Raw genomic sequence first — 17676 nt, forward strand, 5'->3', positions numbered from 1 at the left:
AGACGCTGGTGGTGGGTGTCTCATTGTTGATACACTCTGCGGCATGGACTTCCGTGCAGCGCTGTCCGTGTTCCGAGAATCTGGCGGACACGGCGTGGGTGAGCTCGCGCTCCGGAGCGGGATCAGTCGACCGACGCTGTACCGCCTGTTCGGCGGAGCGGTGCCCAGAGTGGACGACCTGGCCGAACTCGCGATCGCCTGCGGATGGGAACTCGACTTCGACCTCCGCACGCTGAGTGACCCGATGGCCGGTGTCGCGGCCCGCCTCGAGCTCGGCGACGACACGGCCCGCGAGTGGGGTCGCGAAGCCGCGGACTGGCGGGGACGTCTTCGTCGGTTCGTGGAGACCAACGCTGGCGAGCCGCACGACCTCGCTTTGATCGCTGAAGCCGGCCGCGCCACGGCGCCGGCCGACCGCCCCGGAGCGGCGTTCCTGCGGGGCGACCATCGTGACGTGGATCGACTCGTGTCGGCCGGCAGAGCGTCAGGGCAGCGGTGGGCGCTGTCCGGTTGGGCCGCGCTCGACGCGCTCGGCATCGACGTGGACGGCCCGACGGTCTTGTGGGTCGAGGACGTCCGGGTCACGACGCAGCTGCTCGGCGACTCCTTCCGCGCCGGCCGACGGAGCACCGCGGACCTGTTCGTGGTACGAGCGCACCCGTCGGTGTTCTCCGGCTCCACCACCGTCGACGACGTCGAGCTGGTGTCGCCGCTGCAGGCCTCACTCGATGGCATGGGTCTCGGCGGCGAACTCCGCGAGCGACTGACCGGACACCTCCGGGAGGGCCGATGACCGAGGAGCCGCCGTGGGGGGACGCGCTGGGTGGGTACGTCCGCCGCCCAGGATTGCAGCGTCACGACACCACACCGGATGACGTCGTCGCATCGCGGGTCCAGGACACGACGCCGGACGAGACCGTTGCCGCGACGCACGTGCGATGGGACGCATCGCGGATCGACTTCGAGCGGATCCAGCCGTCTTCCGTCGACCGTGCCCTGTTCCGCTTCGAGCAGTCGTTGCCTGATCTGGTGTGGAACGCCGCGGCGCTCGAGGGCAACACCTTCACCCTGCCGGAGGTCCGGACGCTCCTGGACGGTGTCACCATCGGCGGCAAGAAGATCGAGGAAGAGGAGCAGGTCCTCGCGCTCGCGGAGGGGTACACGCGGGTCGACGACCTGGTGCGACGCGGGGCGTTCGCCCTGACCAAGTCGGTGTCCGACGACCTCCACGGGCGCGTCGCCCGACACGAGGCCATCGAGTCGGGGGCGTTCCACGGTGAAGGGTCCGTCGGCGGCGGAGGCACCGTCCGGCTCGCCAGCGGCGGTTCCGTCGAAGGGGTTCCGCAGGCGCTGCTGCAGGAACGGTTCCAGCGCATCGTGGACTTCCTCGACAGCCTCAGGGACCCGCGCGAGCGCGCGTTCGGGTACTTCGCCGCAGCGACCCGATCGCAGTTCTACTTCGACGGCAACAAGCGGACCGCGCGGCTGATGATGTCCGGCGTCCTGATGGCGGGCGGCTACGAGTCCGTCAACATCCCGTTCGCGCGCCAGTTCGAGTTCAACAAGGCACTCGACACGCTGTTCTCGACCGACGATGCCACGCCGATCATGGCGTTCATCGCGGACTGCGCAGGGTGACGGACGACGAGGGACCGCCAGACCTGTCCCCGATCGCGCAGCAGCTCGCTGCCGTCAGTCCTCGGGCAGCGGCGAGGGCAAGCGACCGGTCACGTTTGTCATCCTCGTCGAAGTGCTCCGCGACCGTGCCGTCGTAGGTGCCGGAACGCACGTGCACCCGCGGACCGCCGTTCGGTGTGAAGCCGAACCGCCCAGCGATCGACTCGCTGACCGGCTGCCAGGCGAGCGAGGCGAGCATCGGCTCGATCGCGTTCTCGCGGCACCACGACACCACTGTGTCCGTGCCCTCGATCACCGGCAGCTCCGCCAACCAGCCCTCGACCTCCGACACCCGGTGGCCGCGCCACCCACGGGCGTCGATCGCACTGACCTGCTGGTTGGACAGCTCACCGGACGCGTACGCCGCTTCGGCGGCGTCCAGTTCGCGCTGGTGACCGAACCGACCAGCCAGGAAGCTGCTGCTCGACATCCAGGGGACCAGGGTCCCGTCGATGTCGAAGAACACGATGCCGCGGATCGTCACAGGGCGGAGGTGGTCCCGCTGATACCGAGGCAGTGAGCGAGGACGGCTTGCTGGACCGGTAGCAGCGCCTCCTTGAAGTGATGACCGACGAAGGCCGGATGTGCGACCGCGTCTGCGCTCACCTCGCGTCCTCGGAAGAACGGTGGGCACGGCGCCAAGCGGACGCCGACCGGAGCCGTGTCCAGGAGATCCGCCGTCACCCGGTAGGGCTCGAGCTGCTGCGCGTGGCGTCCGGGCCCGTCGGTCAGCACGACGTCGGCCGAGCGGATCGCGGTCGTCAGGTCGCCGTTCCAGCGGGCTCTCGGACTCTGGAGGCCGTCCGGGCAGCACTGCACCAGGTCGAGACCGAGCACGTGGGCGGCTTCCTGCCACGCTCGGCTGATGTTGCCGTCCGCGCCGACGAACAGGAACCGCTGGTCCTGCAAGGGCCGCTCCGAGCGCAGCGCGAACAGGTCGGCCAGCACCTCGCACGGGTGGTTCTCACCGGTCATCGCGTTGACGACCGGAACGGTTCCAGCAGCCGACAACGCCTCGAGCACCTCGAGGTCGTCGTGCCGGGCGATGACGATGTCCACCCAGTTGGCGAGGTAGCCGGCGACGTCCGACAGCGCCTCGTCCTTGTCGAGGGTGGTCGACGGCAGGACGATCGGCTGCAGGCCCATCAGCGACGCGCCACGCTCGAAGGTCACCCTGGTCCGCAGGCTCGTGGGCGGGAAGAACATGACCGCGCATCCCTCGGTCACCGGCCCCGATCCGTCGCGATAGGCGGCAGCCAGTGCGAACACCTGCTCGATGTCGTCGGTCGTCCAGTCGTCCAGTCGGATCAGGGAACGCATCCCACCACCGTACGGGCGGGCGGGTTGACACCCGTCCGTGCCGTCAGCGCCACGCGCCTACGCTCCGCAGGATGACGGACGAACGACGACGCGAACTCGGCACGCGTGACGCACCGGTCGAGGACGAGCTCGTGGAGTCGTTCGAGGCAACCGTGGAAGAGGGCGCGGAGCGGCTGCAGCGCACCCTCCGTGCGACGCTCATCACCGGGTTCTTCGGCGGGCTCGAGGTCGGACTCGGGGTGATGGCCTACCTGGCGGTGCTGCACGAGACGGACAGCCACCTGCTGGCGGGGTTGGCCTTCGGCATCGGCTTCATCGCGCTGTACCTGGCGCACAGCGAGCTGTTCACCGAGAACTTCCTGATGCCCGTCGCCGCGGTCGTCGCCCGCGAGGGGAGCGTCCTGCAGCTCGCCAAGCTCTGGGGCGGGACCCTGCTCGCGAACCTCGCCGGCGGGTGGGTGTTCATGTGGCTGCTCGTCCAGGCGTTCCCCCAGTGGCACGACACCCTCGCCGAGGCCGGACGCCACTTCATCGACGCGCCGTTCGGGCTGCAGAGCATCGTGCTCGCCGTGCTCGGTGGCAGCACCATCACGCTGATGACCCGGATGCAGCAGGGAACCGACTCCGACCCCGCCAAGCTCGTCGCAGCCGTCGCCGGCGGGTTCCTGCTGGCAGGCCTGCAGCTGTTCCACTCGATCCTCGACTCGCTGCTGGTCTTCGGCGCGATCCAGGGCGGGACGGACATCACGTACGGACAGTGGCTCGGCTGGTTCGGGTACACGCTGCTGTTCAACGTGCTCGGCGGTCTGGTGCTCGTCACCGCGCTGCGGCTGGTGCGGACCAAGGAGCTCATGCAGCGCCGTCGCAGCGACTCGCGGGACGACCCCGACCGTGCCGAGCACGAGCAGCCCCCGGCATCGTGACCGGACGTCGGCGCGTCATCGTTCGTCACCATGCGTGACGCACGCCGCGACCCGCCGTAGCGTCGCGATCGTGACGGAGCCCACGAACCCCACCGAGCCCACGAACCCCACCGAGCCCACGAACCCCACCGAGCCGCCCCGGCAGATCCGGTTCAACGCGTTCGACATGAACTGTGTCGCGCACCAGGCCTCCGGGCTGTGGCGGCACCCCCGCGACCGGTCGCGGAACTACCGCGACCTGACGTACTGGACCGAGCTGGCGAAGACGCTGGAGCGCGGTGCGTTCGACGGCATCTTCATCGCCGACGTGCTCGGCACCTACGACGTCTACGGTGACTCGAACGAGGCGGCACTGCGGACCGGGTCACAGGTCCCCGTGAACGACCCGATCCTGCTGGTGTCGGCGATGGCCTCGGTGACCGAGCACCTGGGCTTCGGCATCACCGCCGGCACCGCGTACGAGCACCCGTACCCGTTCGCCCGCCGCGTCTCGACGCTCGACCACCTGACCAGGGGTCGCGTCGGCTGGAACGTCGTGACGGGCTACCTGCCGAGTGCCGCGCGCAACATGGGGCAGACCGACCAGCTCAGCCACGACGACCGGTACGACGTGGCCGACGAGTACCTCGAGGTCCTCTACAAGCTGTGGGAGGGGTCGTGGGAGGACGACGCCGTGGTCGAGGACCGCGAGACGGGCGTCTTCACCGACCCGGCGAAGGTGCACCCGATCGAGCACCACGGCACGCACTTCGACGTGCCCGGCATCCACCTGTCCGAGCCGTCCGTCCAGCGCACGCCGGTGATCTACCAGGCCGGAGCGTCGCCGCGGGGCATCGCCTTCGCGGCCGAGAACGCCGAGGCGATCTTCGTCGGGGCGCCGACCCTGCCGCAGCTCGCCGCCACGGTCACCAAGATCCGCGACGCGCTCGAGGCCGCGGGTCGTGACCGGTACGCGGCCAAGATCTACACGCTGCTCACCGTCATCACCGACGCCACCGACGAGCTCGCCCGGGCGAAGTACGAGGACTACCTGTCGTACGCGTCCGAACTCGGCGCCCTCGTGCTCAACTCCGGCTGGATGGGTGTCGACCTGTCGCAGTGGGACCTGGACGAACCGCTCGGCGACGTCGAGTCGAACGCGATCCAGTCGGCGGCGGCGAACATCTCGGCGGCGACCGGCGAGGACGGCAGCGCCTGGACGATCCGCGACCTGGCCCGGCACACCGCGATCGGTGGACTCGGACCGGTGGCCGTCGGCGGGGGAGCGACCATCGCCGAGCAGCTGCTCGACATCCAGCGACAGACGGACGTCGACGGGTTCAACCTGGCCTACGCCGTGACGCCCGGCACGTGGGAGGACGTCATCGAGTTCGTCATCCCCGAGCTCCGCGCCCGCGGCGCCTACCCCACCGAGTACGTCGAAGGGTCGCTCCGCCACAAGCTGCACGGTCGCGGGGACCGGCTGCCCGACGAGCACCGCGGCGCCGGCTACCGGATCGCCAGCGACGCGGTCGTAGGCTGACCGGGTGATCGAGTCGTCCGTGGTCGTGCGTGCCGCAACCCCGGACGACGTCGACGCCTGCATCGACCTGTGGTGCGCAGCCGTCGCTGCGCGAGACGGTGTTCCCGAGCACCCGGCCGTCCGGGATCGTGCCGCGTCGAAGTTCGCCGCCCCGCGCGTGGAACTGCTCGTCGCTGACGGCCCCGTCGGTGCACTCGACGGCTTCGTCCTGGTCACGGAACCGGGGACCGGACGCCCGACCGACCCAGCGGACGCCGCGTACCTGTCGCTGCTGGCCGTGCGGCCCGAGGTGCAGGCGTACGGCGTCGGTCGGCGCCTGCTGATCGAGGCCGTCACAGCGGCACACACCGCCGGACACCCGGCCGTCGCGTTGCACGTGCTGGCGGACAACCTCCGTGCGGTCCGGCTCTACGAGGCCGCGGGCTTCCACCCGACGGGCCACGAGTTCCCGCACGCCGTGACGGGCGTCCCGACCCGCACCTACGTCACCCGCTGACGGACAGGAGGCCCCGGGGCCGCTGGCACCGGGCCTCCTGTCCGTGTTCACGTGCGCCGCGCCGGGGGCGACCTGGCCCACCGGTCCGCCGACGAGGCGTCGTCGAGCCGCACCGGCCGCGGCGGCTGCTCGCCGTCACCGGGACGGACGGGACCGTCCGACGGTGTCGGCCGGGGCGCGAGACCGGTCGTCGTGCGGAACCCGTCGCGGACCACCTTCGCGAAGAGCGCGTCGACGATGACGGACTCGGCGTCCCGGAGCAGCGCGTCGTCGACCTCGGGCGGCTGCACGGCTGCCACGAGTTCCACGGTCGCTCCCTGGTTGCGGGATCAGCCGGCGAGGGCCTGCTGGTCGGTCGGCGCGCCGCTCGTGACCTGGATCTTCCGGGGCTTCGCCTTCGGGGTGACCGGGATCACGAGGGACAGCACGCCGTTGTCGTAGTGCGCGGAGATGGCATCGGAGTCGACGCCCTCGCCCAGGCTGAACTGGCGCAGGTACGAGCCGTGCGGGCGTTCCCGCAGCAGCCACCCGCCGCCGTCGGTCTGACCGGGGGCGGTGCGCTCGGCGCGGATCGTGAGCAGCTGCCCGTCGACGTTGATGTCGACGGAACCCGGGTCGATGCCGGGCAGGTCGGCGTTGAGCACGTACTGGTCGCCGTCGCGGTGCAGGTCGACCGGCATCGGCCTGAGCGTCTGGCGGCCACCCAGCAGGGCGCCGGTCAGGCGGTCGAGTTCCGAGAGAGGATCGAACGTCACAGCCATGATGAAGATGTCCCCTTCCTGATGTCGAGTTGTGGTGTCCGGGGGTTCGTCACCGGGCACGATCAGACGGTAACGCCGTCGCGGATCCGGTTCCTCGAACGGTGCTGGAACATCGCTTCGAGCTCGCTCGGAACGCCTCAGACCCGCCACTTCGGACGCGGGGCGGCGAGCTCGCCGGCCTGCATCGTCGGGTAGGTGATGAGTTCGAGCGTCGAGCCCCACGGCGTGCCGACGTAGACGAACCGGTTGCCGCAGCCGCTCTCGTTCCCGCCCAGGTCCCGGGGCTCGGCGTAGCGCCGGCCACCCACGGACTCGACCCGGGCGAGTGCCGCGTCGAGGTCGTCCACGTAGAAGGCGACGTGCTGCCAACCGAGGTCGCTCGGTCGGGCGGCACCACGCTGGCCGCGCCCGTGGTACTCGAACAGCTCGAGCCCGGGACCGTTCGGCAGCGCGAGCATCCGCAGCGCCCCCTGGGCCATCGTGTGCGGGATGCCCAGACGCTGCTGCACGTCGCGTGTCCTGCGGACCGGTTCGCTGCGCAGGAAGCGGTCGTACAGGACGACGGCGTCGAACCCGCGGACGAAGAAGTCGGTCGCGGTGTCGATGTCGGGCACGGTGAGCCCGATGTGGTCGATGCCTCGGATCGTCCCGGTGGGGACGGCTGCGGCGGACGCGGCGGTGGATGGTGCGCGCGGTGCAGTGGTCGTCATGGCCGTCTCCCCGGACGTCGGCTGTGGTGGACTCGACGAGTAGACCGCCTGGTCCGCCGAGCGGCAACGGGAGTCGGTGCGCCGTGCGGGGAACCGTCGTGATCCTGCGTGATCACCACTCACTGAGCAGGCGTACAGCGCACCCGTCAGTCGGCGGCGAGCAGGGGAACCAGGCGTTGCCGCAGCGCGAGCACGGTCGGGACGACGGTCGCGAGCGCCACCAGCACGAACGCGGTCAGACACATCACCGACAGCACCGGGATGCCGAAGTCCGGCCGGACCAGCGGGTGCCCCGACGCGAGCACCGTCGTCAGTCCGACCCCGACGACCAGCACGACCACGACGGCCTCGATCAGGGCGGTCCCGGTCAGGACGACCGCCTCGGACAACGCCGTCAGCACGACCCCGCCGTGCGTGCCCCCGGCCGAGCGGATGAGCGCGTGCTCACGGTCACGCACGCTGCTCGACATGGACACGCTCGCCGTGGCGCCGCCGAGAGCGGTGGCGATGGCGCCGCCGACCAGCAGGACGAGCGCCTGCAGGCCGAGCGCGCCACCTGACGCCGGAGCATCCCCGGCACCGGCGGCCGATGCGCTGCCGGTCACCGTGTCGACCGCGGTGAGCACGGCCGGCAGGGCGATCGCGATCACCATGACGGTCACGGTGCTCGTGCTGCGGGTCAGGTCGTACCGGACGGTGTTGCGCGCCAGGTACCAGGACGCCGAGCGGCGCGGTGGCACCAGCGCGGTCCAGGACCGGAGGACGAGCGGCGTGAGGACCGGTGCGACGGCGACGACCACGACGACCGCTGCGAGTGCGCCGTACATCGCGTTCGAGCCGGCGTCGCCGAGCGGGACGGACCCACTCGAACCGATGCCGAGGACGGCGACCGCCAGGGCCGCGACCGCGAGCACCCAGCGGGTCGCCGTCATCCGGGTGGCCGACCGTGACGGGCCGCGCAGGGCCTCGATGGCGAGCACCCGGCCGGCCGCCCGCGTCGACCGGCGTGCGCCGAACGACGCGAGCAGGACGACGACCGCGACGCAGCAGAGCGCATCGACGGCGGTGTACACCACCGGGATCCGCGGCAGGCCCGACGCGGACCCGAGTGCCCAGTCGAGCACCGGCCCGACGAACAGGAACCCCGAGAACCCGCCGACGAGCCCGCCGACCGCGGACACGAGCGCGATCTGCAGCCGGACGACGGCCGTGATCCGGCGCGGGGACACCCCCGCCAGCTGCCACAGCGCGTACTCGCGACGCTGCAGCTCGACGGTCAGGTTGGTCACGGTGTTGACGACGGACACGACCGCGACCGACGTGACCACCACGACGCCCGCGCCCAGGCTGGCGTACGCGGCGAAGAACAGCTGCGCTGCCTGTGCCTGGTCGAAGCCGGGCGGCAGCTCGGTCAGGCCGGAACTCCGGACCAGGTCGGCGGGGTCGAGTGCGAGCATGTCCACGCCGGTCTGGACGACACCGGCGGCCAGACTGAGCGCCGCACTCGCGACGATCGCGACGAGCAGGGCGCCGATCCAGATGCGACGGTGGGTGGCCATGCTGGCCAGGGTCAGGCGGATCACGTCGGTCCCTCCTCAGGCTGCCGCGAGCATCGGCACGAGGCGCTGGCGGAGCGCGAGCAGCGTCGGCACCACCGTGGCCAGGATGACCAGCACCAGCGCGGCACCGAACACGCCGGCGGCCGGTGGCACGCCGAAGTCCGGGCGGACCGACGGGTTGTGCGCGGCCAGGCTGGCGGCCAGGCCGAAACCGGTGACCAGCAGCACGACGGCGGCCTGCACGAGCGCGGTGCCGGCGAGGATGACGCCCTCGAACACGGCGGACAGCAGGACGCCGCCGGGGGTGCTGCCGGCGGACCGGACCAGCGCGTGCTCGCGGTCGCGCACGCTGCTGGCCATGTACACGTTCGCCGCGACACCGGCCAGGGCGATCACGAGCGCTCCGCCGACCAGCAGCAGCAGGGTCTGGTCGCCGATGATGATGCTCTGGGAGGCGTCTGGCGTGTCCGGAGTGGCTCCGGTGCTGTTGAAGACCGCGTTGGCCGCTGCCAGTCCGCCGGGCAGCGCGATCGCGATCATCATGACGGTCACGGTGCTGGTGCTGCGCGTCAGGTCGTACTCTGCGGTGTTGCGGGCGAGGAACCACGAGGACGACAGTCGCGCGGGGACGATCGACGTCCACAGCCGCAGCAGGGGCGCCGTGACGAGTGGCGCGAGGGCGACGAGCGTGACCGCCGCCGTCAGGGGGAACATCGCCGACGGGACGGCGGCCTGGTCGAGCTGCAGGTCACCGATCGACAGGCCGTTCGACACCGTCGCCAGCAGCAGCAGGGCGGCCAGGATCCACCGGATGACGGTCATCCGTCCGGCGGCGCGACCGGGACCACGGAGTGCCTCGATCGCCTGGACCCGACCGGCGCGGCCCGATGCGCGGAGTGCGCCGAGCACGGCGATGACGACGACGACCAGGGTGGTGAGCACCGCGTCGAGCGGGTCGTACAGTGGCGCGACCGGCGGGAGCCCGGGCGTTGCCTCGAAGCCCGCCGTGAAGACGCGCGGTGCGACGGCGAAACCGACCACTGTGCCGACGGCGGCGCCGACCAGGCTGACCAGGGCGACCTGACCTCGGACGATCGCGGTGATGCGCGCGGGGGAGACGCCGGCGAGCTGCCAGAGCGCGTACTCGCGACGCTGCAGGTCCACGGCGAGGTTGGTGGTCGTCGCGACGACGACCATCGCGCACACCCCGGAGAACAGGACGATCACGCTGCCGAAGAACACGAAGAAGTACTGGATCGCGTCGGCAACCTGGCCCACGGCGTCGGCGGGGATGCCGTGCAGCCCTGATTCGTGCACGAGCGCGGCGGCGTCCAGCGTGCCGATGTGGATGCCGGTGTGGATGACGGTGGCGGCGAGGCTGAGCGCCAGCCCGGTCACCACGGCGACGATGAGCGTGCCGATCCAGATGCGCCGCTGGGCGAGCATGCCCGCCAGGGTCAGGCGGATCATGCTGCGGCCTGACCCGCGGGGCGATCGTGCACGGCGCGGAACACGGCGTCGGCGGTCGGGTGCGTGAGCTCCTGGTGGACGGCACCGTCGCGCATGACGAGCACGCGGTCGGCCATCGCCGCGGCGTCGAGGTCGTGGGTCACCATGACGACCGACCGGCCGTGGTCGGTCTGCGAGCGAAGCAGCCGCAGCACGGCGTCACCGCTGATCGTGTCCAGCGCGCCCGTGGGTTCGTCGGCGAAGACGAGACCGGGCTGCATCGCCAGGACGCGGGCGATGGCGACGCGCTGCTGCTGACCACCGGACAGCGCACTCGGGCGGTTGTGCTGGCGGTCGAGCAGTCCGACGGCCTGCAGGGCCGCGTCGATCTGCGCCGAGCGCACGTGGCCACGGGCCAGGCGGGCGGGCAGCGCGACGTTCTCGCGGGCCGACAGCGAGGGGATGAGGTTGTAGGACTGGAACACGAACCCGAGCTGCTCGCGCCGCAGCTTGGCGAGCGCGGAGCGGTTCAGACGGCCGATGTCACTGCCGGCGATCCGCACCGTGCCGCTGGTGAGTGGTTCGAGGCCGGCCAGACAGGTCAGCAGGGTGGACTTGCCGGAGCCGGACGGCCCGACGATGCTGACGAACTCGCCCTGCTCGATGGAGAGGGAGATGTCGCGGAGGATCTCCACCGGGGTGGGGTCGGAGAGTCCGGGGAAGGACTTGTGGACGCTCGTGGCGTCGAGGATGGCAGGCATGGGCGCTCCTGGTCGAGGACAGAAGCCACCAGTCTGACATGTGGAATTTCAGAAACTGCTGTGCGGCGCGATCAGGCTGGCGGTACCGGCACCCACGCCGGGTACGTCGCGGATCGACCGTCGCCGGAGGATCGCCGGGTGATGCGCCGCCCGAGCCACGGTGCGACGTGCTCGCGGTAGTAGCGCAGCTCGGTGCGCAGCCGGCGTCGTGGGAGTGCGGGGACGACGGGCTCGGTCGCGAGCGGTCCGTCGGCGATGGCGTGCAGGGCCAGGTCGGCCACACGCTGGTGTCCGACGGGGTTCATGTGCAGCCGGTCCGCCGACCAGAACTCGCCCCGCCCCAGGTGCGGGTCGCGGGACACGTCCACGAACGGCAGGTCCCGTCGTGATGCGAGCTCGCCGACGGCCTCGGCCCACGCATTGCCACGGCTGTTGATGAGCGACCCGAGGGGGAGTCCGGCACTCGGGTCCGCGGGGCTGAGCAGTGCCAGCCGGATGCCCCGAGCGGCGACGGCGTCCGCGGCGTCCTCGAGCAGGTCGATGAGCGGCTGCACCGCGTACCGCGGGCGGAGCATGTCGTTCCCGCCACCGCAGAACGTGATGAGCGTCGGTGCCGGGTCGAGTGCGAGCGCCGCGTCGAGCTGCCCCTCGAGCACGCCGGCCAGCAGGCGACCGCGGACGGCGAGGTTGGCGTACTCGACCGGACCCGGGTGCATCCGCGCCAGACCGCTCGCGAGCCGGCCCGTCCAGCCCGGGAACGGCACGTCGCCGTCGTCGCCCAGGCCCTCGGAGAAGCTGTCGCCGATCGCGACGTACCGGATGGTGTCCATCCGTCCATCATCGTGCACGCGGCTGTGCAGGATGGTCGTTCAGTCCGTGGTGGCCCGGCGCTCGACCAGACGGTCGTTGGCCGCCGCGGCCGCGGTGCGCATCCGCGTGAGGAAGTCGATGACCACGCGCAGGTCCTGCGGCGGGGTGGCCAGCACGGTCGTGGCGATCTCCGTGCCGGCGAAGGCCAGGAACCGCTGGCTCTCGGCGTGCGCCGACGGTGTCGCGCGGAGGGTGATGCGTCGGCGGTCGGCGCTCTCGCGGTGTCGTTCGACGTGTCCGGCGCGCTCGAGTCGGTCGAGCAGGATCGAGGTGGCGCCGCTCGTCATCCCGATCCGCCTCGACAGGGCAGCGGGGGACACGGGCGCACCGGCGACCTCGGCCCAGATGACCTGCCCGAGCGCGTTGGCGTCGGACACCGGCAGACCGATCCACGACGACAGGTGGTGGTTCAGCTCGGCGAAGGTCACCGCCCAGTCCCGCAGGCCGTGCATGACGGCGACCTGGTCCTCGGCCCAGGGGTGGGTCAGGGGGTCGATCTCGGGCATCCAGGTTCCTTTGCTGCAAAGTCGCTTTACTGTAAAGCATGACAACACCACACGCAGTGATCTCCGGAGCGAGCATCGCAGGTCTGTCCACCGCCTGGTGGCTCCGACACATCGGTTGGGACGTGACCGTGATCGAACGAGCCCCCGCCTTCCGTGACGGTGGCCAGAACGTCGACGTCCGCGGTGTCGCCCGCGAGGTCCTCGACCGGATGGGCCTGACGGAGGCGATCCGCAGCAGGAACACCACCGAGACCGGCACCGTCCTGGTGGACGCCGACGGACGGGTCACCAGCGAGCTGCCGTCCGACGGACCGGACGGTGCGACCGCGGAGCTCGAGGTCCTGCGGGGCGACTTCGCACGCGTGGTCCTCGAGGACCTGCCCGCCGGAGTCGCGTTCGTCTACGGCGAGACCATCGACGACGTCGACGACCCCGCGGGAGACGACGGCACCGATCGGGTGACCCTGACGACCACGTCGGGCCGGGTCCTGCACGCCGACCTGTTCGTCATCGCCGAGGGCGTGCGGTCCCGGACCCGTGACCTCGTCTTCGACCAGGCAGACGACGTCGATCCGCGACGGCTCGGTGTGACGATGGCGTTCGGGACGATCCCGCGCACCCCCTCGGACGACGACCGGTGGCGGTGGCACAACGCCGTCGGCGGGCGGCAGGTCCACCTGCGTCCGGACCCCTACGGCACCACGCGGGCGATCCTGGCGTTCACCAGCGGCGAGGGCCTGGCCGGTGCCGCGCGCGACGAGGCCCTGCCGGTGCTCCGCGACCGCTACGCCGGCGCCGGATGGGAGACCGCTCGCGTGCTCGACGGCTTCGCGGCGTCGGACGACGTGTACGTCGACGACCTCACCCAGATCCGGATGCGCCGCTGGCACCGTGGCAGGACGGTCGTCGTGGGTGACGCGGCGTGGTGCGTGACGCCGATGGGCGGCGGGGGCGCCTCGCTCGCGCTGACCGGGGGCTACGTCCTGGCCGCAGCACTGTCGTCGCGCGGCACCGACGTCCCCAGTCGCCTGGACCTCGACGCGGCGTTCGGGGGGTTCGAGCGGTGGATGCGTCCGCTGGTCGACCAGATCCAGGGCATCCCGAAGGGCATCGTCCGGTTCGCCTTCCCGCAGACGCGCCTGGGCCTGGCCGTCCGCGGACTCGCCGACAAGGTGCTGTTGTCGCCGGCCCTCCGGCCCGTGGCCGCCCGGTTCACCCAGGTGGCCGACACGGACGTCCCGCTCCCGCAGATCCACTCCCACGTGGGGTGACGCTGGGGGCGGGGGTCAGCGGCGCAGGGTCGCGCGCGGGTACTCGCCGTGCCGTTCCAGGTAGGCCGCCGAGAACCGGCCGGCGTGTGCGAACCCCCATGCGCGGGCGACGTCGGCGATGCTCGTGGTCGCCGGGTCGCCCTGCCGCAGGGCATCACGGACCCGGTCGAGCCGCACCTGGCGGATGTACCCGTTCGGGCTCACGCCGAGCTGTCGCTGGAAGGCCTGCTGCAGTGCGCGCAGGCTCAGCGCGGCGACCTCGGCCAGGTCGGTGCTGGTGATCGGTCGGTGCGCGTGCTCGTGCACGTACTCGACCGCGCGCCGGATGTGGGCGTTCCGGGGGAGCAGCAGGTCGCCGGGCAGTGACGAGGTCACGAGTGGGTACAGCTCGAGCAGGGCCAGGGCACCGAGTCGTCCCATCTCGGCCTGCAGCAGCGGCGACGCCTGCCGGTCCATGACCGTGTGCGAGATCAGTGCGACGGTGTTCTTCCAGATCGCCATCGCGCGGTCGTCGGGCCGGATGGTGTGGTCGAGGTGCACCTGACCGGCCTCGACCCCGCGTTCGCCGGCGAGTTCCTCGAGCGCGGACCGGTTGACCTGCACCAGTCGCTGGTCGTAGTCCCGGTAGGTGAAGGTCGCACCGTGCTGCGGCCAGAGCTGGGGACGTCCCACCTCGCTGACGATCCGGGTGTCGCCGTCGCCGATGGACCCGGTCCCGCGGGTGACCCACTGCACGACGAAGTCCGTCGTCGGCACCATGACGCCTTCGAGGTGTCCGTCGAACCGGATCGCCCGCAGCGTCATCGCCGAGTCGCCCACGGCGGAGTACCGGAACCCGAACGGCTGCGCGGTGGTCTCGGCGCGCCACTCGTCGGCGTCGTACGCGCCGACCAGGAAGTCGCGGGCCTGCTCGATGTCGTCCGACCGGGTCTCGTCGTGCACGCGCGTGCGGTCGTCAGTCATGGGGCATCGTGCGTCTGACTGTGCCGGACCCGACCTCGATCGGCACGCCCGATGTCCGGGAAGCGTGGCTCGCCTGAGCGCTCTCGCATCGCGGACGTTCCGACCGGCACGAAAGCGATGTCCACAATCCGGCGGACGTGACGGTCCGGACGTCCGCGATCCGAGACGTCCGGCGGTCGCCCCGGACACGTGTCGCCCCGGCTCGTACGTTCTGATCGACACCGACGGCATCCGCCGCGACGACCAGGAAGAGGACCATGAGCACCGTGACCGCAGCACCGATCGAGTCCGCCGCAGGGCCCAAGGCCGCGTTCGACGCGGTCGCGATCAGGGCGCGACGCGCACACCACCGCGGCACCTTCAGCGAGGTCCGCGACGCGCATCGCCACCGCGCACTGCAGGTCGCCGCCGTCAGCAGCGGCATCGTCTCGGTCACCGTCCTGGCCTCGGCCGCCGTCGTGCTGGGCCTGTCCGCATGAGCGCCACGCCGAGCACCAGCACCCCGCCGCGCGTCCCGACCGTCCGGTCGTACGACGAGACGCTCACGCAGCCGATCGACATGGCCGCGCTGCTCGCCGAGCAGGAGCCCTTCGATGCCTGACCGCATCGCGCTCGACCAGCTCCGCCGCGACCCGGCCGAGTGGCGTCGCCGGGGACTGACCCCACCCGCCGACCTCGAAGCGATCGTCCGCTCACGCGTGGGCCACGGCGTGCCCGCAGAACCGACCTACGCCGACTTCTTCACCGGGTGACCCCCGGCAGGCAGTCCACCACCGCCCGCAGCTCGAGCAACCAGGACCAGGCACCCGCCACCATGACCCTCACGCTGACACCTCCCGCTCCCGAGACCAGCACGCAACGCACCGCGTCGAAGGCGGCGGACGAGCTGTTCACCGAGCACGGTGTCCTGCCCGTCACCATGGCGGACATCGCGACCCGTGCGGGGCTGAGCGTCGAGGAACTGCGCGCGGCGTACCCGACCAAGCAGCTGCTCGTCGTCGCGGTCCTGCGACGGTGGCACGGGGCCTGGCGTCGCGCGCTGGCACACATCGCCGAGGCGTCGGACGACCCCCGTGACGAGATCCTCGGCATCTTCAGCTACCTCGAAGAGTGCTTCGCCGACGAGGGCTGGCGGGGCTGTGCGTTCATCAACGGCCACGCCGAGCTCGGTCGTCAGGACCCGGTGATCGCCGACCTGGCCGCAGAGCACTTCCGCGACGTCGAACACCACCTGGCGCTGCTGTGCGCCCGTGCCGACCTGCCCGCCCACATCGCCGAGACGCTGTCGCTGCTGGTCGAGGGCGCGCGGGTCGAGTCCGCGGTGCAGGGCTCGGCGAAGCCGGCGCGGTCCGCGCGCCTGGGCGCCGCGATGCTGATGTCGGTCTTCGAGGAGCGGTCCGCGTTCTGACCCACACACGCACATGACGAACGGGAGGCCCGGTGCCCGCTGGCACCGGGCCGCCCCTTAGGCGGGTGGTCGCACGCCCGGATCAGGAGGGCGCGCGACCGGTGGTCACGCCAGCTCGCGCCGGCGGGCCAGCCGCACGATCGCACCGGCGACGACGCCGCCGATGATCGGCGCGACGATGAACACCCAGAGCTGCTCGAGGGGAGCAGCGCCGCCGTAGACCGCGCTCGCGATCGAACGGGCCGGGTTCACCGACGTGTTGCTGATCGGGATGCTGACCAGGTGGATCAGGGTCAGCGTCAGCCCGATGCCGATCGGCGCCAGCGCCTGGTACTCGCGCTTCGCGGTCACCGAGAGGATCACCGCGACGAAGACGCCGGTCAGGACGGCCTCGGTCAGGAACACCGCACCCAGGCCGTAGCCACCGGGGCTGTGAGCGCCGAAGCCGTTCGACGCGAAGCCGGCGTCCTGCGCGGCCGCGAAGGCCCCGCGCTTGCCGGACAGCACGATGGCGATGACGCTCGTGCCGGCCAGGCCACCCAGGACCTGGGAGACCAGGTAGCCGGGGACGTGCTTGGCGTCGGTACGACCTGCGGCGAGCAGCCCCAGGGTGACCGCCGGGTTGAAGTGGCCGCCGGAGATGTGCCCGACAGCGGCGATCCCCGCCATGACGGTCAGGCCGAACGCCAGCGCCACACCGAGGAACCCGACACCGGAGGAGTTGTTCGTGTCACTCGGGAAGTTCGCGGCGAAGAGCGCGGTGCCCACACCGCCGAGGACGAGCAGGAACGTGCCGAAGAACTCGGACAGGTACCGGGCGAGCGGGCTCCAGTCGGCGGCGTCCTCACGCCGCTGCTCGGAGGTGGACTCGCTGACGGGTTCGTTGCGCGGGCTCATTCGACGCGCGACTCCTGCTTGTCGTCGTTGTCGTCGTCGTCACCCGGGATGTGGACGTCCTGGATGGTGACGTTGACCTCGGCGACCTCCATGCCGACGATCTGCTGGAGCGCACGCGTCACCGAGCTGCGGACACCGTCGGCGACCTGCTGCAGCGCGACGGGGTACTCGGCGACGATGGTGATGTCCGCGGCGACCTGCTTCTCGCCGACCTCGACCTTGACGCCCTGGCCGTGGTCGTGCTGGCCGATGGCGTCGCGGATGGCGCCGATGGCACGGGCTGCGCCGGAGCCGAGTCCGTGCACGCCGTTGACCTCACGGGCGGCGATGCCGGCGACCTTCTCGACGACGGTCTCGTCGATGTGGGTCGCTCCGGCGACGCCGTTCGAGCCGGCGTGCTGGCCGCTGCGCGTGGCCGCGGCGGTGCTCGGGGTGGTGGTCGTGGTGTCAGCCATGTCGTTTCCTCTCGTTGACCCGCCGGGCGTTCCCAGCGGTTGCTGTTCACGAGGGAGACGGGGCGAGGTCGACGGAAGTCACACGGTCGTGGACTCTTCGAGGGTTCTCCCAGAGAAGTGCGCCGGAT

The 17676-nt window shown here is 71.3% G+C and carries 23 protein-coding genes; 10 read left to right on the forward strand and 13 right to left on the reverse strand.

What is annotated here, in order from left to right:
• Positions 1-43: 43 nt before the first annotated feature.
• Together MT346_RS11110 and MT346_RS11115 are read left to right on the forward strand one after the other, a co-directional pair.
• The gene (locus MT346_RS11110) at positions 44-793 is read left to right on the forward strand and encodes a helix-turn-helix transcriptional regulator (RefSeq protein WP_243563127.1); all 750 of its coding nucleotides are present in this window, start codon (positions 44-46) and stop codon (positions 791-793) included.
• Entirely contained in the window at positions 790-1638 is an 849-nt protein-coding gene (locus MT346_RS11115) for a hypothetical protein (protein WP_243563128.1), read from the forward strand. The genes MT346_RS11110 and MT346_RS11115 overlap by 4 nt, the downstream gene beginning before the upstream one ends.
• Here the strand turns inward: MT346_RS11115 and MT346_RS11120 are convergent.
• Positions 1616-2161, reverse strand: a complete 546-nt coding sequence (locus tag MT346_RS11120) for an HAD family phosphatase (RefSeq protein ID WP_243563129.1) — start codon at positions 2159-2161, stop codon at positions 1616-1618. The genes MT346_RS11115 and MT346_RS11120 overlap by 23 nt on opposite strands.
• Complete coding sequence (locus MT346_RS11125) at positions 2158-2997, reverse strand: ornithine carbamoyltransferase (RefSeq protein WP_243563130.1); 840 nt, start codon at positions 2995-2997, stop codon at positions 2158-2160. Before MT346_RS11125 ends, MT346_RS11120 begins: the two co-directional genes overlap by 4 nt.
• A gap of 71 nt (positions 2998-3068) precedes the next feature.
• Here MT346_RS11125 and MT346_RS11130 point away from each other — a divergent pair, with 71 nt between their 5' ends.
• From MT346_RS11130 to MT346_RS11140, 3 genes are all read left to right on the forward strand, one after another.
• Complete coding sequence (locus MT346_RS11130; protein ID WP_243563131.1) at positions 3069-3920, forward strand: formate/nitrite transporter family protein; 852 nt, start codon at positions 3069-3071, stop codon at positions 3918-3920.
• A gap of 145 nt (positions 3921-4065) precedes the next feature.
• Positions 4066-5442, forward strand: coding sequence for an LLM class flavin-dependent oxidoreductase (locus MT346_RS11135; RefSeq protein ID WP_308221895.1), 1377 nt, complete (start codon positions 4066-4068; stop codon positions 5440-5442).
• Between the two features lie 4 nt (positions 5443-5446).
• A complete protein-coding gene (locus MT346_RS11140; RefSeq protein WP_243563132.1) occupies positions 5447-5938 on the forward strand; it encodes a GNAT family N-acetyltransferase in 492 nt (163 codons plus the stop codon).
• 47 nt (positions 5939-5985) lie between these two features.
• Here the strand turns inward: MT346_RS11140 and MT346_RS11145 are convergent, their stop codons facing one another.
• From MT346_RS11145 to MT346_RS11180, 8 genes are all read right to left on the reverse strand, one after another.
• Positions 5986-6246 carry a hypothetical protein gene (locus tag MT346_RS11145; RefSeq protein ID WP_243563133.1) on the reverse strand — a complete coding sequence of 87 codons (261 nt, stop codon included), beginning with the start codon at positions 6244-6246 and terminating at the stop codon, positions 5986-5988.
• Positions 6247-6267: 21 nt separating this feature from the next.
• Entirely contained in the window at positions 6268-6699 is a 432-nt protein-coding gene (locus tag MT346_RS11150; protein ID WP_243563134.1) for an Hsp20/alpha crystallin family protein, read from the reverse strand.
• Between the two features lie 137 nt (positions 6700-6836).
• Complete coding sequence (locus MT346_RS11155; protein WP_243563135.1) at positions 6837-7409, reverse strand: VOC family protein; 573 nt, start codon at positions 7407-7409, stop codon at positions 6837-6839.
• A gap of 146 nt (positions 7410-7555) precedes the next feature.
• Positions 7556-8992 (reverse strand): FtsX-like permease family protein, encoded by a 1437-nt coding sequence (locus tag MT346_RS11160; RefSeq protein WP_243563136.1) that lies wholly within the window; start codon positions 8990-8992, stop codon positions 7556-7558.
• A 12-nt stretch (positions 8993-9004) separates the two neighbouring features.
• On the reverse strand, positions 9005-10438 hold the full coding sequence (locus MT346_RS11165; protein ID WP_243563137.1) for an FtsX-like permease family protein: 1434 nt from the start codon (positions 10436-10438) through the stop codon (positions 9005-9007).
• Positions 10435-11178 (reverse strand): ABC transporter ATP-binding protein, encoded by a 744-nt coding sequence (locus MT346_RS11170; protein WP_243563138.1) that lies wholly within the window; start codon positions 11176-11178, stop codon positions 10435-10437. The genes MT346_RS11165 and MT346_RS11170 overlap by 4 nt, the downstream gene beginning before the upstream one ends.
• 71 nt (positions 11179-11249) lie before the next feature.
• Complete coding sequence (locus MT346_RS11175; RefSeq protein WP_243563139.1) at positions 11250-12008, reverse strand: SGNH/GDSL hydrolase family protein; 759 nt, start codon at positions 12006-12008, stop codon at positions 11250-11252.
• A 39-nt stretch (positions 12009-12047) separates the two neighbouring features.
• Positions 12048-12554: a MarR family winged helix-turn-helix transcriptional regulator gene (locus MT346_RS11180; RefSeq protein ID WP_243563140.1), complete on the reverse strand. Its 507-nt coding sequence runs from the start codon at positions 12552-12554 to the stop codon at positions 12048-12050.
• Positions 12555-12592: 38 nt separating this feature from the next.
• Here MT346_RS11180 and MT346_RS11185 point away from each other — a divergent pair, with 38 nt between their 5' ends.
• Complete coding sequence (locus tag MT346_RS11185; protein ID WP_243563141.1) at positions 12593-13825, forward strand: FAD-dependent monooxygenase; 1233 nt, start codon at positions 12593-12595, stop codon at positions 13823-13825.
• Between the two features lie 15 nt (positions 13826-13840).
• Here the strand turns inward: MT346_RS11185 and MT346_RS11190 are convergent, their stop codons facing one another.
• A complete protein-coding gene (locus tag MT346_RS11190) occupies positions 13841-14788 on the reverse strand; it encodes an AraC family transcriptional regulator (protein WP_243563142.1) in 948 nt (315 codons plus the stop codon).
• Between the two features lie 257 nt (positions 14789-15045).
• On the opposite strand from MT346_RS11190, the gene MT346_RS11195 reads away from it, so the two are divergent.
• The 4 genes from MT346_RS11195 to MT346_RS11205 all read left to right on the forward strand — a co-directional run bounded on the left by MT346_RS11195 (position 15046) and on the right by MT346_RS11205 (position 16196).
• Entirely contained in the window at positions 15046-15267 is a 222-nt protein-coding gene (locus MT346_RS11195) for a hypothetical protein (RefSeq protein WP_243563143.1), read from the forward strand.
• Positions 15264-15389 carry a hypothetical protein gene (locus MT346_RS18105; RefSeq protein WP_279396958.1) on the forward strand — a complete coding sequence of 42 codons (126 nt, stop codon included), beginning with the start codon at positions 15264-15266 and terminating at the stop codon, positions 15387-15389. The genes MT346_RS11195 and MT346_RS18105 overlap by 4 nt, the downstream gene beginning before the upstream one ends.
• A complete protein-coding gene (locus tag MT346_RS11200; RefSeq protein WP_243563144.1) occupies positions 15382-15540 on the forward strand; it encodes a hypothetical protein in 159 nt (52 codons plus the stop codon). Before MT346_RS18105 ends, MT346_RS11200 begins: the two co-directional genes overlap by 8 nt.
• A gap of 62 nt (positions 15541-15602) precedes the next feature.
• The gene (locus tag MT346_RS11205; RefSeq protein WP_243563145.1) at positions 15603-16196 is read left to right on the forward strand and encodes a TetR/AcrR family transcriptional regulator; all 594 of its coding nucleotides are present in this window, start codon (positions 15603-15605) and stop codon (positions 16194-16196) included.
• A gap of 105 nt (positions 16197-16301) precedes the next feature.
• Here MT346_RS11205 and aqpZ read toward each other — a convergent pair whose 3' ends face one another.
• Both aqpZ and MT346_RS11215 read right to left on the reverse strand, forming a co-directional pair.
• The gene (gene aqpZ / locus MT346_RS11210) at positions 16302-17093 is read right to left on the reverse strand and encodes an aquaporin Z (protein ID WP_243563146.1); all 792 of its coding nucleotides are present in this window, start codon (positions 17091-17093) and stop codon (positions 16302-16304) included.
• On the reverse strand, positions 17090-17548 hold the full coding sequence (locus MT346_RS11215) for an Asp23/Gls24 family envelope stress response protein (protein ID WP_243563147.1): 459 nt from the start codon (positions 17546-17548) through the stop codon (positions 17090-17092). Before MT346_RS11215 ends, aqpZ begins: the two co-directional genes overlap by 4 nt.
• Positions 17549-17676 lie beyond the last annotated feature (128 nt).

This window comes from Curtobacterium sp. VKM Ac-2922, from assembly GCF_022815645.1.
Classification (GTDB): Bacteria; Actinomycetota; Actinomycetes; order Actinomycetales; family Microbacteriaceae; genus Curtobacterium.